Origin of the sequence: Streptomyces yatensis, from assembly GCF_018069625.1 — a bacterium.
Classification (GTDB): Bacteria; Actinomycetota; Actinomycetes; order Streptomycetales; family Streptomycetaceae; genus Streptomyces; species Streptomyces yatensis.
Map to the genome: position 1 here is coordinate 4,372,498 of NZ_CP072941.1, position 13,094 is coordinate 4,385,591.

10 protein-coding genes and 1 pseudogene are annotated in these 13,094 nt (G+C 69.2%); 7 read left to right on the forward strand and 4 right to left on the reverse strand.

Going from position 1 to position 13,094, the window contains the following annotated elements:
• The first annotated feature begins 205 nt into the window (after window positions 1–205).
• The 5 genes from J8403_RS17980 to J8403_RS18000 all read left to right on the forward strand — a co-directional run bounded on the left by J8403_RS17980 (window position 206) and on the right by J8403_RS18000 (window position 8,497).
• Entirely contained in the window at window positions 206–4,432 is a 4,227-nt protein-coding gene (locus J8403_RS17980) for a type VII secretion EssC family protein (RefSeq protein WP_211124087.1), read from the forward strand.
• Window positions 4,433–4,557: 125 nt separating this feature from the next.
• Window positions 4,558–4,854 carry a hypothetical protein gene (locus J8403_RS17985; RefSeq protein WP_211124088.1) on the forward strand — a complete coding sequence of 99 codons (297 nt, stop codon included), beginning with the start codon at window positions 4,558–4,560 and terminating at the stop codon, window positions 4,852–4,854.
• A gap of 13 nt (window positions 4,855–4,867) precedes the next feature.
• Window positions 4,868–6,415, forward strand: a complete 1,548-nt coding sequence (locus tag J8403_RS17990; RefSeq protein ID WP_211124089.1) for a hypothetical protein — start codon at window positions 4,868–4,870, stop codon at window positions 6,413–6,415.
• A gap of 62 nt (window positions 6,416–6,477) precedes the next feature.
• Window positions 6,478–6,765 carry a hypothetical protein gene (locus tag J8403_RS17995; protein WP_211124090.1) on the forward strand — a complete coding sequence of 96 codons (288 nt, stop codon included), beginning with the start codon at window positions 6,478–6,480 and terminating at the stop codon, window positions 6,763–6,765.
• Between the two features lie 46 nt (window positions 6,766–6,811).
• Window positions 6,812–8,497, forward strand: a complete 1,686-nt coding sequence (locus tag J8403_RS18000) for a serine/threonine-protein kinase (RefSeq protein WP_211124091.1) — start codon at window positions 6,812–6,814, stop codon at window positions 8,495–8,497.
• Window positions 8,498–8,509: 12 nt separating this feature from the next.
• Here the strand turns inward: J8403_RS18000 and J8403_RS18005 are convergent, their stop codons facing one another.
• Window positions 8,510–9,301 carry a helix-turn-helix domain-containing protein gene (locus J8403_RS18005; RefSeq protein ID WP_211124092.1) on the reverse strand — a complete coding sequence of 264 codons (792 nt, stop codon included), beginning with the start codon at window positions 9,299–9,301 and terminating at the stop codon, window positions 8,510–8,512.
• A gap of 222 nt (window positions 9,302–9,523) precedes the next feature.
• Between J8403_RS18005 and J8403_RS18010 the strand changes: the two genes are divergently transcribed.
• Window positions 9,524–10,483, forward strand: coding sequence for a helix-turn-helix domain-containing protein (locus J8403_RS18010; protein ID WP_211124093.1), 960 nt, complete (start codon window positions 9,524–9,526; stop codon window positions 10,481–10,483).
• Here the strand turns inward: J8403_RS18010 and J8403_RS18015 are convergent.
• The 3 genes and pseudogenes from J8403_RS18015 to J8403_RS44745 form a co-directional block, all read right to left on the reverse strand.
• Window positions 10,438–11,496 (reverse strand): helix-turn-helix domain-containing protein, encoded by a 1,059-nt coding sequence (locus J8403_RS18015; protein ID WP_343245304.1) that lies wholly within the window; start codon window positions 11,494–11,496, stop codon window positions 10,438–10,440. The two genes, J8403_RS18010 and J8403_RS18015, sit on opposite strands and share 46 nt — an antisense overlap.
• Window positions 11,435–11,887, reverse strand: coding sequence for a peptidoglycan-binding domain-containing protein (locus J8403_RS43690; RefSeq protein WP_246585886.1), 453 nt, complete (start codon window positions 11,885–11,887; stop codon window positions 11,435–11,437). The genes J8403_RS18015 and J8403_RS43690 overlap by 62 nt, the downstream gene beginning before the upstream one ends.
• 78 nt (window positions 11,888–11,965) lie before the next feature.
• Window positions 11,966–12,232: pseudogene (locus J8403_RS44745) on the reverse strand (helix-turn-helix domain-containing protein); the annotation flags it as partial.
• Between the two features lie 395 nt (window positions 12,233–12,627).
• Between J8403_RS44745 and J8403_RS18025 the strand changes: the two are divergent.
• Window positions 12,628–13,020, forward strand: coding sequence for a peptidoglycan-binding domain-containing protein (locus tag J8403_RS18025; protein ID WP_211124096.1), 393 nt, complete (start codon window positions 12,628–12,630; stop codon window positions 13,018–13,020).
• Window positions 13,021–13,094 lie beyond the last annotated feature (74 nt).

Genomic DNA, 13,094 nt, shown 5'->3' on the forward strand with positions numbered 1-13,094 from the left:
ATCCCATCCGCTGACCTGCTGGGACGTCGCCCCGCAAGACGTACCGCCGGGATACTTCACGTGACCTTCGCTGGTATCGCGCGCCGTCCGTTCGGATTGCGTCAGAAGTCAAAGACTCTGCGTCCGCTGTCAATGACTCCTTGAGGGACGGTCCTCAGACTCGACATGCCCCTTGCGACAAGGGCCACTATGGAGGGACTGTGCCGTGCGGATCATCTACGCCGATGGCGAATCCGAGCGGGAGATGGAGCTGCGAATCGGCCGGCCGGACGCCACGCTGGCCGACTTGGCCGCCGCTTTGGACGCGCCCGCGACCGGACTGAGCGTCGACGGGCGGACGGCACCGCCGGAGACGGGGCTGAGCGAATGCGGTCTCGCCCACGGGTCATGGGTGGCCCGCGCGGGCCGGGACTTCGCCAGCGGGCCGCGCGCCGCGGCCGCCGTGCTGCGGGTGGTCGGCGGGCTCGAGGCCGGGCGCAGCTTTCCGCTGAAGGTGGGCAGAACGGTCATCGGCCGGGGCGCCGAGGCGGATGTGCGGGTCGTGGCCACGGGGGTGTCCCGACTGCATGCGGCGTTCGAGGTCGCGCCCGACGGGGCTGTGCGCGTCACCGATCTCGATACGGCCAATGGCACGGACGTCGGTGGCGAGCGCATCGCCGAGCCGGGTGTTCGGGTGCGCCCGGACGACCTGGTCTCGCTCGGCGGTGAGGTGCTGCTGCGCGTCCTGCCGCCCGACCGCCTCGGGCCCGTCCAGCGTGTCAACGCCCTCCGCGAGGTCGGTCCCGGCGGCACCCTGCCGTTCAACCGCGCACCACGCGGTGGCCGCCCGGCCGATCCGCCTCGGATCGCCGTCCCCTCGCCCCCACCGAGCGCGGACAAGGCTCCGTTCAGCATCTCCAGCATGCTGGGGCCGCTGGTTCTGGCCGGTGCGATCGTCGCGCTCACGCACGACGTCCGTTACGCGGCCATCGCGGCGCTCACCCCCCTGATGTTCATGGCGAACTTCGTGGAGGAGCGGCTGCGGGGCAGATTCACCCTCCGGCGCGGGATGCGGGACCACGCGGCGCGCATCGCGGAGTTCGAACGGACCGTGGCCGCGCGCCATGCCGCCGAGTTCCGTACCCGCCGGGACGCCCATCCCGATCCGGCGGAGGTGGTCCACCGGGCCACCGCGCCGGGGGCCGCCCTGTGGGAGCGGCGCCCGGGCGCACCGGACTTCCTCAAGACCGTCGTCGGCACGGCCGACCTGCCTTGGACGCCGTCTCTCGACGCGGATTCCTCCGGACCGGCCCCCGAGGTGGCGGACATCCTGGGCGCCCGGTGTGTGCTGCCGCAGGTGCCCGTCGTGGTCGGGGTCTCGGCCGGTGAGGCGGTGGGGTTCGAGGGCGACCGTCGGGCGGCCCTCGCCGTCGCCCGGTCCCTGCTGTGCCAGGCGCTGGTGGGGAGTGGGCCGGCCGATGTGACGCTGGCGGTGTTCGCCGACCCGGGGCGGCTGGCCGACTGGGAGTGGACGAAGTGGCTACCGCATGGCGCCGACCCGCAGTCGGGGACGTCGCGGCTGGTGGCGGTCGGCCCGGAGCAGTCCGACGCGCTGGCCCGCGGCTTGCTCGCCGCCGCGCCCAGGCGCACGGAGGACGGCACCGGGCCGGTGCTGCTGGTGGTCGTGGACGGCGCCACCCTCCTGGAGGGCCGGCCCTGCCCGCTGCGGGAGCTGCTCGCCGACCGCACCCGGCGCTGCGGGGCCATGGTGCTCACCACCCGGCTGCCCGCCCTGTGCACCTCGGTGGTCACCGCTTCGGCGGAGGGCCGTGGGCAGGTGCGTGACGTGGCCTCCGCCGAGGTGGTCCCGGATGTGCTGCTGGGCGGCATGCCCGAAGCCCAGGCGCGCGACACCGCCAGGGCGCTGGCCCGATTCGAGGACCCGGAGCTGCGGGTCGAGGGCGCGGGGCTGCCCGACCGGATCTCCCTGCTGCCGCTGCTGGACCTGGCCGCCGTCTCCGGCTCCGAGGTCGGCCGGCGGTGGAAGTCTCGGGCCCCGGCCCTGCGCGTGCGGGCCGTGCTCGGGGTCAGCGAACGCGACCTGTTCACGGTGGACTTGGATGACGACGGTCCGCACGCCCTGATCGCCGGTACGACCGGCTCGGGCAAGAGCGAGCTGCTGCGCACCCTCATCGCGAGCATGGCCGTCGACGCCGACCCGGAGCATCTGACCTTCGCGCTGGTGGACTACAAGGGCGGTGGCGCCCTGGATGAGTGCGCCGAACTCCCGCATATCGTGGGCCTGGTCACGGACCTCGACGAGCAGCTCGGCGAGCGCGCCCTGCGCTGTCTGGACGCCGAGCTGCGCCACCGCGAACGGCTGCTGCGCGAGGTGGGCCTGAGCCACATCCGCGACTACCAGCGGCTGCGCGACACCGAGGACGCCAAGGATGCCGACATGGAGCCGATGCCCCGGCTCGCCGTGGTGATCGACGAGTTCGCCGCCCTGGTCAAGGCCCTGCCGGACTTCGTCGACTCGCTGGTGAGCATCGCACAGCGCGGACGCACCCTCGGCGTCCACCTGATCATGGCCACCCAGCGGCCCGCCGGCTCGGTCAACGACGCCATCAAGAACAACGTCAAGCTCCGTATCGCGCTGCGTCTGGAGAGCGGCGAGGACTCGCAGGACGTCATCGACAGTCCGGCGGCCGCCGGAATCGGCACCCGCCAATGGGGACGCGCCTACTACCGGCTCAGCGCGCGCGAGGTGCTTCCGGTGCAGACCGCGCTGTCCAGCGGGGTCACCCCGCAGGCGGCGGTGACCGCCCCGGTGACCATCGCACCGTTCATCCTGGGCATGCCGGTACTGACCGCGGCCAACGACGGCGCCGAGGGCGAGACCGATCTACGACGGCTGGTCACGGCCGCGCGCAAGGCCGCCGACCTGTCCGGATTCGCCCCGCCCCGGCGGCCCTGGCCTGATCCGCTGCCCGATGTCCTGCACCGCGCGGACCTCCCCGCGGTCGCCGAACGGGGCCTGCACACCGAGGCCGCCGGCCTGCCCTCCTGGGCGCTCGCCGACGACCCCGACCAGCAGCGGCAATACGCGGTCGGATGGGACCCGGCCGCCGGGAACGTCGTGCTCTACGGGGGCGGCGGCTCGGGCACCTCCACCGCCCTGGCCGCGCTCGCCCTGGCCGTCGCCGGCTCCTGCCCGCCCGACCGGCACCACATCTTCGCCCTCGACCTCGGCGCGGGCGACCTGGCCCCGCTGGCCGCGCTTCCACACACCGGCGCCCATATCGGGTCCGCCGAGCGCGAGCGGCAGATCCGGCTGATCAAGCTGCTGCGGCGGGAGCTCGACGAGCGCAAGGCCCGCGGCCCGGCCGCGCCCCCGGACTGGCTGGTGCTGCTGGACAACCTCGGCGCGCTGCTGTCGGACTTCGACAAGGACATCGCCGGGATGAACCTCATCGAGGAGCTGGCCCGCGTCTACGCCGACGGCCCCGCGGTCGGCATCAGGTTCGCGGTCAGCGCCGACCGCTCCGGCGCCGTGCCGTCGGCCTGGTCCGCCCTGACCCAGACCAAGCTGCTGCTGCGGCTGGCCGACCCCGGCGAGTACGGATACTTCGACGTGCCGCGCAACGCGGTCCCCACGTACGTGCCGGGCCGGGCGATCGTGGCCGCCAACCGGCAGGTGATCCAGATCGGCCGGCCGGGCGAGGACCTGGCGGCGGCCGTCGCGGAGACCTCCGCCCGGTGGACCGGCGCCCGGCGCAGCGCCCCGGAGATCGGTCTGCTGCCCACCGACGTCCCCGCCACCGCCCTCGCGATGCCGCCCCGGACCGCCACGGACCCCTGGTGGCTCCCCGTCGGTCTGGACTCCGACACCCTCGGCTGCGCCGGACTGCGGCTGTACGAGCGCGAGCACGCCCTGGTCGCCGGGCCGCAGCGGTCCGGTCGCAGCTCGGCCCTGTGCACCATCGCCCGGCTCGTGACGTCCTCCGCCGACACCCCGACCACGGTCGTCGGCTTCGCCCCGCGCCGCTCCCCGCTGCGGGAACTCTCCGGTCTGGCTGCCCTGGCCACCACGTACGACGAACTCGAACGGGCCCTCGCCACCCTGCCCCTGGACCAGCCGGCCCTCCTGCTGGCCGACGACGCCGACACGGTGGAGGACGAGCGCGGCTTCCTGGAATCGTGGCTGTCCTTCCCCGCCGCCGGCCACCACTTGATCGCCGCGGGACGCGCCGACGCCCTGCGCCGCACCTACGGCCACTGGACCCAACGCGCCCGCGACAGCCGCTGCGGCGTCCTCCTGTGCCCCGACCACGACCTCGACGGCGACCTGCTGGGCACCGAACTCCCCCGCCACGACCGCATGGCGCCGCTGCCGGGGCGGGGGTACGTGGTGGTGGACGGGGTGGCGTCGGGTGTGCAGGTGGCGAACTGAGGAGTGGCCGCCGACATATGACGCATTGCGTGAAGTGCACAGGGGCTGTGCGCCCTGGGTCAATGACATGGGCAGGTCCGGGACCGGAGAATTCTCAGGTGAGCCGCACAGGGGGGAACTGACCGATGCCACCGAAGTACGATTTCGCCGCCGCTGATCGGCTCAGTCAGCAGTTGTTCCAGCTCGTCGGCAGGCTCGAATCGTTCATTCAGCTCCGCGAGGGCCAGTGCAAGGCTCTCCTCGGCGGCCGCCACAGCGAAAGCTGGCAGGGCGCGCGACGCGATGTATTCCAATCCGACTTCCGGGGCCAACAGACGGCGCTCGCCGCGCTCAAGGAAGCGGCCCTCAAACTCCAGTCGCAAGTGGCCAGTGCGACCACAGCAGCGCATGCCGCCGAAAAGGCCGAGAAGAACAAGCATTAGGTGTGAAGGCGACATGACCAGAGTCTCCGCGATTCCGGAGAACCTCTCGAGGTATTCCGATGTCTGCACCCAAGGCGCCGAGCAGCTTCAGACCTGGGTGCGCAAGGTGCTGACGCCCGCTCTTCTGGCCTATGAGAACGGCGGCGGGCCCTGCTTCTCCGGGGCCATCGACGCGAACGTCGCCAGGCACGTGGCGGCCGCGTACTACACCGACCGGGATGTGAAGACCGTGGGCCTGGCGTTCCTGCGAGCCGGAGGCTTTCTCGTACGGGGGCGGAACCAGCCGATCTTCTCCAACAACAAGGCCATCGACAAGGCTTTCAAGCAACTTCAGAAAGAGGCCGCGCATCAAGGGCAGATCAATGCGGGAGCGGCGCTTGCCCACAGCCCGATGAACACCAAAGAGCGCCAACGCGAGCTAGCCAAGCATGCCAACGATCCCTTCTTCTGTGCGGGCTTCTTCAACGCGCTGGAGCCGCGCGAACTCGAGGAGTTTCTGGCACAGTCGACCGACACGCAACCGTTTGTGAGCGCTTACGCCAGCGGCATGCTGAGCGAGGCGACGACCGCCCATGTCGTCGAAGCGCTCAGCCGACTCGCCGGCAGAGACAACTCGCCGGAGCACTACCACATCACCGCCGAGCGGCAGATCGCCTTGCTCAATGCGCTCGCGAGCAACCCGACGGCGTCCGTGAACTTCGCCAACTCCCTGACCGCTGGGCAGATCAGGCATCTGATCCATGGCGAGGCTTCCCTCAACCCCCCGCTGCGGAGCACCCTTCTCGGCGTACTCACGACGGCGATGGAGAACATCGGCGGTCAACCGCAGGCCCACGCCCTGATGGGGAAGGTCTCCCAGGCGCTTTTCGCACCTGATGCACCGGCACTGCACAAAACCGACCTGAACCAACTACTGCCTGGGCTGACCCTCTTCTACTCGGCAGGCGTGAGACACAGCATCACACCGCCGGAGAAACTCGAAGCGAATGATCTTCGCCAGTGGGCCATAGGGCTCGGGGGGCTCGCCGGCCAGGAACTCCGGCCATTCATGGCGGCGATCGAGAAGGTCGATCTGAACGCGAAGAACTCACTGATAAAGCTCGTGGTCGACAAAATTTTCATCCAGGTGCTTTTCAAGGTGGTGGGGCCCGCTTCACCGGAAGGGCTCGTTGCGACTATCGCCTACAAGGCCGCCATGATGGCCGCCAAGCGTCTGGTGTCCAAGCACAATCCCCTGGATCTGGTGCTCAACAAGCTGCTGCCCACGGGACGGTACGAAAACACCTCCTTGATCAACGACAGGATCGCGGTGGGAGGACTCACTCTTTCTGTCAGTACGCTCATCTCACGGGGTCTCGTCCACCACCAGGACGGCAGCAAGGTCGAGTTCACCGGCGACCCCGAGATCGACAGCCAAACCCTCACGACGGTCCTTGAGAATCCGTTGCAATACTACGCAAGTAAGCCGAATTCCAAGGAAAAAATTCTCCCCACCATTGAGGATCTGATGGACAAATTCACCCTCAGCGAAACCTCCGGGGCCAAGACCCCGCCCAGGTAGCCGTAGCCCCGGCCGGGCTCATCAAAAGCCTCCGGGACCGAGTCAAAAACAGGAGAAACACCATGTCCGATGACAAGATCTCAGTCGACAGCGCCGCACACGCCGCAAGCACCAAATTCCTCAACATCATTCACGGCGGCTTCCAGCACTCCATCACCCAGCTCTCCGCGGCCGGGAATGTCCTGAGCGACCCCAGCCACTGGAGTGGCCCGTACGCCTCCCAGTTCAGGTCCTCCTGGAGCAGCGCCCAGGCGGACCTGAACAAGATCAGGCAGTCTCTGGACGAGTTCCAGCGGAAGTTCGACACGGTCCTGAAGAACATCTCCGAGGCCGGCGGCAGCCACCGCTGATCGTGGCCCGAGGGCGTCACAGCAGGAACTCCATAAGGAAACTCCCATGCCTGAGACCGACCCGGCCCATCCCTGGACCGGAGAGCTGAGCCCCGCCGACCTCGAACGGCTCGGGGCCGAGCCGCTGCGCCGGGCGGACCCGGTGACGATCGGGCCCTACCGGGTGCTGGCCCGGCTGGGCGGCGGAGGGATGGGGCGGCTGTTCCTCGGGCGGGCCGTGGCCGCGGACGAGTCGCAGTCGGCCGCGTACACGGCCCGGGACCTGGTGGCCGTCAAGGTGATCCGGCCGGAGTACGCCGAGGACGCCCGGTTCCGCCGCCGGTTCGATCGCGAGGTCGAAGCCGTGCGGCGGGTCCACGGCCGGTACACCGCCGAGTTGCTCGGGTCGGGGTTCGACGAGGACGAGCACCTGTGGATGGCGACCGCGTACGTCCCGGGCCTCAGCCTGGACGAGGCGGTGCGCCGCCACGGCCCGCTGCCCGCGTCCGTCGTGTGGCGGCTGGCGGCCGAGATCGGGCAGGCGCTCGCCACCATCGGCGCCGCCGGGATCGTGCACCGCGATCTCAAGCCGTCCAACGTCCTGCTGGGCACGGACGGCGCGCGGGTCATCGACTTCGGGGTGGTCCACACCGCCGATGCCAGTGCGCTCACCATGACCGGCCAGCACGTCGGCACCCCGGCATACATGTCACCCGAGCAGGCGGGCGGCCGCGCCGTGGACTCCGCGTCGGATGTCTTCTCGCTCGGCTCGGTCCTGGCACTCGCGGCCACCGGCCAGGCGCCGTTCGGCGAAGGATCGACCGGCGGCGTCATCCACCGGGTGATCTACGAACCACCGAGCACGGATGTCGTCGACCGGGTGGCGGAGAGCGCCCCGAAGCTCGCCGAACTCATACGCCATTGCCTGGACAAGGACCCTGCCGCCCGGCCTTCCCCGGAGCGGGTGGCCGAGATCGCTCGCGACCGTGATCCGGCCGCAGAATGGCCGGATCCAGTCGCGGAGTTGATCGCGTCGCGGGCGGGGTGGAGCGGCCGGTCGGCCGCTGTGTCGCCCATGGACCAGTTGACGGTCCTTCGGCGCGGCGCTCCTCAGCGTACGGTCAAGGAGACCGGTCGCCGGAAGGGCCGGCGGGCGATGGTCCTGGGAGCGGTCGCGCTCGCCGTGGCGGTGGTCGCGGTCGTGGTCGCCTTCGTCGTCCCGGGGAACGGGACTTCGCAGGAGGCGCGGCCGAAGGGCTCGCACACCGGGGTCCGTGAGGCGTCGCCCACCGTCTCGCATACGCCCACTCCGACGCACCGGCCCAAGAAGCACCCCACGCCGAGCACATCGTCTCCGCCGCCCCAGACGCCTCCTGCGGCGAAGCCGCCCAGTGGCAGCGGAGGGGATACGGCGCCCACCCGCCCGGCCGGTGAGCCGAAACCCCAGCCGCAGCCGACCAAGGTCATCACCGTCGCTCCGAAGCCGTCGGGCAAGTCCTCGAAACCACGGCCATGGACCTCGTGCCGCTACTACTCGGGGACCGCCCTCACGAAGTACCGCGACAGGGGAGACCGCGTTCGTGAGGTGCAGTGCATTCTGAAGGCCCGCGGATACGACATCGGCCCGTACGGCGTCGACGGGGATTTCGAGGACGACACGCGACTGGCGGTCAGGCAATTCCAGCAGAATCACCATCTGCACGTCGACGGCATAGTGGGTGAGGACACCTGGCCGGCCCTGCGGGGCGACTGAGGAGGTGTGGCTCTAGTCCCATTGCGTACAGAGACCCTTGGCGCAGGCACGGACCCACACACCGTGACCGGCGGGAAGATGGACCGTCCGGTGGTAGCGCACGCCCTTGCCCGGCGCCGCGGAGGCGAGATCGATGATCTGCGAGCAGACATCCGGATGATTGGAGACACAGAGCTGAGCCGTGGCTTTCCCGGTGCTCTCCGGGTTCTCCACGTACCCGTTCACCGTGGCACTGGCCGATTTCCAGCAGACTTTTCCGGTCGTGTACACATGGATGTCCACGGAGTAGTCGCGGCAACCGGACGTCGGGGGCTTGGGAGCGGTCGGCCGGCTGAACCATGGAAAGACCAGGACCGCGGATAACGCGATGACCATTCCCAGTCCAGCGAGCAGAATCACCTTTCGCCGGTCGCGGAACGGGCCGTGCGGCTGACGAGTTGGCTCACCGGCGGGCACGGATGGTTCCGTATCCGTCGCGGTCTCGCGAGGTGGGGTGGCTTCCCGCATCTCTATGGCCGCATTCAGGGCATCGTCCCAGAATTTCAGCAGTGGCCCGGGGTCGGCGCCGCACGCCTGCGCGATGTCCTCGACCGCGTCGCGCCCGGGAAACAGCTTTCCGTTGACGTAACGCTCGAGCGACGCCTTGCTGTAGTGGGTCCGGCTCTCCAGCCGGGCGAAGCTCAGCCCCGACGTCTGTTTGATCCGCCGCAGTTCGGCCGCCAGTTGCCGTCCGGCCGGGGAAGCCAGGGCAAGAGCGCCGTCATGAGGTAACCCCCTCGCTGCGTCGGTGTCCGCCGCCCCCATGCCATTTCCCCCCGTATGTCCCGTCTTGTGGTGGGCCCCGGACCGTGTGGCGTCTCAGGATGTCCCATGGGACGCCTGATCCCTTCCTGAGCCGGCCCGAGGTGTCAAGAGTGTAGAGGGAAGCGCTTCGCACGGGTGGCGAACGTGAGCCCACGCCGTGAGCGGGCTCGCCGCCCCGGCGCAGTCTGAAGTCCCTCGCTTGCACGAAAGGCACTTACGGTTTTGAAAACGTACGACACCTGTGTGGATTCCCGCGGCATAAGGGTGCTGGACCTTGGCCAGGTGCGTATTTCGGTGATGAAGCCCCTAGCGCCGACCAGGGAAGAGGATTACCGCACGTTCCTCCAGCCCAACCCGGGTAACTGGCTCATCGTGCTCTCGTTCCATCAGGAGCCGTCGCCGTTCCAGGGCCGAGAAGGAACTCATCAGACAGCCACCGCTTTTGTTCTGCGGGAGGAGACCCAGCCGCTCGACCTGTCGCTGCTCGGCCGCGAGAATCCGGAACAGGCGGTAGTTGTGCAATTACCTCGTAGTGCCGTCCCCATTCCCTCATGTGCGTCGCGGAACCTGACGCGGGGGCCGGTGCCGCTGAGGAACGGGCCCGGCGTGGTTCTGGCGCGGTTCCTGGAAGGAGTCGCCGACGAGTGCGCGATGCTGGAATCGGCGCCGGTCGGGCGCCTCGGATCGGCCGTCATAGACCTCTCGGCAATGTTTCTCACCAGCATGGTGGAGCGGCGGGAGATGATTTCCTCCTCGCCGAAGACGGAACTCATGAAGGAGATCAAGAGGTTTGTCCTTCAGCACCTGAACGAGCCGCGCCTGTCTCCCGCCCTGATCGCTGCCGAGCATCACATCTCCCTGCGGTACCTGCAACATCTCTTCCAGCAGGATCAGCGAACGGTCCGTGGGTTCATCCGCCAAGAGCGGTTGGAACGCTGTCGCGCCGATCTGGCGGACGCGTCCCATGCCGGCCGGACGGTCGGGGAGATCCGCGCCCGATGGGGATTTCAGGATGACGCGGTGTTCGGCAGGGTCTTCAAGAAGACCTATGGAGTCTCTCCCGGCGAGTACCGCAAGGGGCGGATCCAGGGGCCCGCGCCCCGAGCCACGGTTGTGGGGCTTGCGGCCGCACCCCCTCACGTCGGGGCATCGGCGCCGTCGAAGCATTCCCTGCCGGGTTGATGAGCTGACGGGTAATAGCAAGCGCGAAGGCGTGAGGGATGAGCCGCGGAGATCATGGCAGTGGTGACCGGGCCCTGGTCCGACGGCAAAGTGGTCACCACAGCGCTCTGGCGGTGCCCTCCCGGTCCGGTGATCTCGATGCGGAAGCCTTTGTGCGCGGGCCGGGCGCGGATCCAGCCCGCCTGACAGCTCGGACTGAGGCGTATTTCGAGTCGGGTGCCGTCAGCGGCCGTGTGCGATGCCACGGTGATGGGGTCCTCGCAGGCCGTGGTACGAGGGTTGCGGCCTTCGCAGGACCCCAGTCGGCAGACAGGCGGGCGGGCGCGTGATGCACGGGTGACCCCGTGCGACATGTGGTAGATGGCGGCGGGCGTGATCATTGCCGCACAGGCGAGCAGGACGCCGGCCGTGGCGGTTCGAGGCCGTCTGGTGATGAAGACGGACGCCGCAAGGAGCGCTCGGTGCAACGGCCCGGGGCACCGGCGCGGGGCCGGGTCGTCGGGCCTGACCGTAGCGGAATGCTCAGTAGCGGGGGACGAGCGGACGTGGTCGGCCGCGATGCCGTGCTCGCGGCCGCTCCAGGCCGCATCCGCCAGAGCCCACCCGGCCAGGATTCCGGAGTCGGTCTCCCCCATCCCGGTCTCCCCCTCCCCCGTCTCCCCCACCTCCGTCTCCCGCACCTCCGTCTCCCGCACCACCCGGCACAAGGCTGCGACCGCGTGGCGTGGTGGGAACTGCTTCCCGTTGAGATACCGCTCCCAGGACGACTTGCTGATCGCTGTCGCTTCCGCCAACTCGGCCAAGTTCAGGCCGCTGCGGGCCTTCAGCTCCCGCAGGCCGGTGACCAACTTCGCGCATTCGGCGGGCAGGGTCAGGGGCAGTTCGCGCCAGCGAGACGTCCTCCGCGAGTTCTCCACGCGCCGAGCCCTCTTCCTTGTCACGACCGGGTATTCACTCCACGTGGCGCAGAAGCGCCCACGTCTGCTCCCCCACGACGCCATCGGTGGGGACATGGTCCTGCCGCTGGAGCCGCTTGACCTGCGCTTCCGTATGCGGTCCGAAGTATCCGTCGATGTCCCCCGGGGACAGCTTGTGGCGCAGGAGGAGACACTGCACCTCGGCCGCGTCGGGGCCCGTGCTGTTGAGCATGACCCGATGGGACATGGCCGCGCTGTTCCCGGCGAACACCAGGTCGTCACGCCGGGTGTAAGTGCAGGTGTACTTCCCGACCGTGGCAGCGGTCCCTTGTCTGCCCCCGGCCTTGGGATGCTGAGCGTCCATGACCAGCAGTACGGAAACGACCGCGGACAGCAGAAGCCCGCCCGCGGCCGCGGACAACGCCACGACGCGTATGCGTGGCACCTCGGAATCCGGCGCATCGTGCGCCGGATCGCTTCCGGCCATGGCGCCAGCGTCCGAGGCCGTGTTCCAGGTCCTTTCCGCGGCGTCCCGCAACTCAAGCAAGGGTCCGGCATCCTCGCCGGCGATCCTGGCCAGAGCTTCGACGGCCGCCTCGGGAGGCAGGACTTTGCCATTGAGGTAGCGCTCCCACGACGAACCGCTGAAGGGAGTCTTCGTCTGGAGGGAAACCAAGCTGAGGCCGCTGCGGTCCTTCAACAGTCGCAGCTGCCCTACGAACCGCCGCCCGTTCGAGTCGAGTGACGGGGGCAGTGCTCTCCATCTCACTACGCTCCCCCTTCGCAGCACCGCTCCTCGGGCCCGGCCCTGACCCATGGGTCCCTGACCCATGGGTCCCTGACCCACGGGTCCCGGGTCCCGGGTCCCGGAGCCCGGAGCCCGGAGCCCGGAGCCCGGAGCCCGGAGCCCGGAGCCCGGAGCCCGGAGCCCGGAGCCCGGAGCCCGGACCGAGTCTCCTCCCGTCCGGCTGATCGTGGAGCGCTTTCGCCGCTGCTGTCCCCCTTCCAGGCGCCGGATCCGGACATCCAGTGGCTGGACGTGGATGTCCCAGGATCACCTCAGGACCGCGACGAGATCGCAGGTGACCGTCCGGGAGGTCCCGGGACATCTCCGGTTGTTCCTCTCGGCTGGTGAAGCACCACGCCACCCAACAACAGTGATTCCGACCACGGGCCCCCAAAGCCGTGAGTCGCCCGTGTACGTCACCCGACGAAAGGTACTCACCGATGCTCATACGCAAGGCTGTCGTTGCCTCGGCCGCGGCGCTCACCCTGACCAGCTTGTCGATCACCATCGCCGATTCGGCCATGGCCGCCGACGTCGCCTCGGCCAGTTCCGCCGCCGTGCAGTCCTACAGCTGCTCCAGGACGTACTACAGCGGCACAGCCATCACCGAGTCCGGTGACACCGGAAACAGGGTGATCGAGGTGCAGTGCCAGCTCTACCACCGCGGATTCCTCAGTGCGGGACAGGTGGACGGCATCTTCGGAAGCATCACCTACAACGCGGTTCTCCGCTTCCAGAAGGAGTACAACAGCATCTGCCACGGAGGAATCTCGGTCGATGGCGTCGTGGGCACATACACCTGGGCCGCGCTGCGCTCCGCCTGCCCGAGCTGAGCAGTGAGTCCAGCGCGCACGGGGCTTTCTGCGACGCGCACGGGGGGCTCTCGTCCGTCGTCTCGGTGACCTCG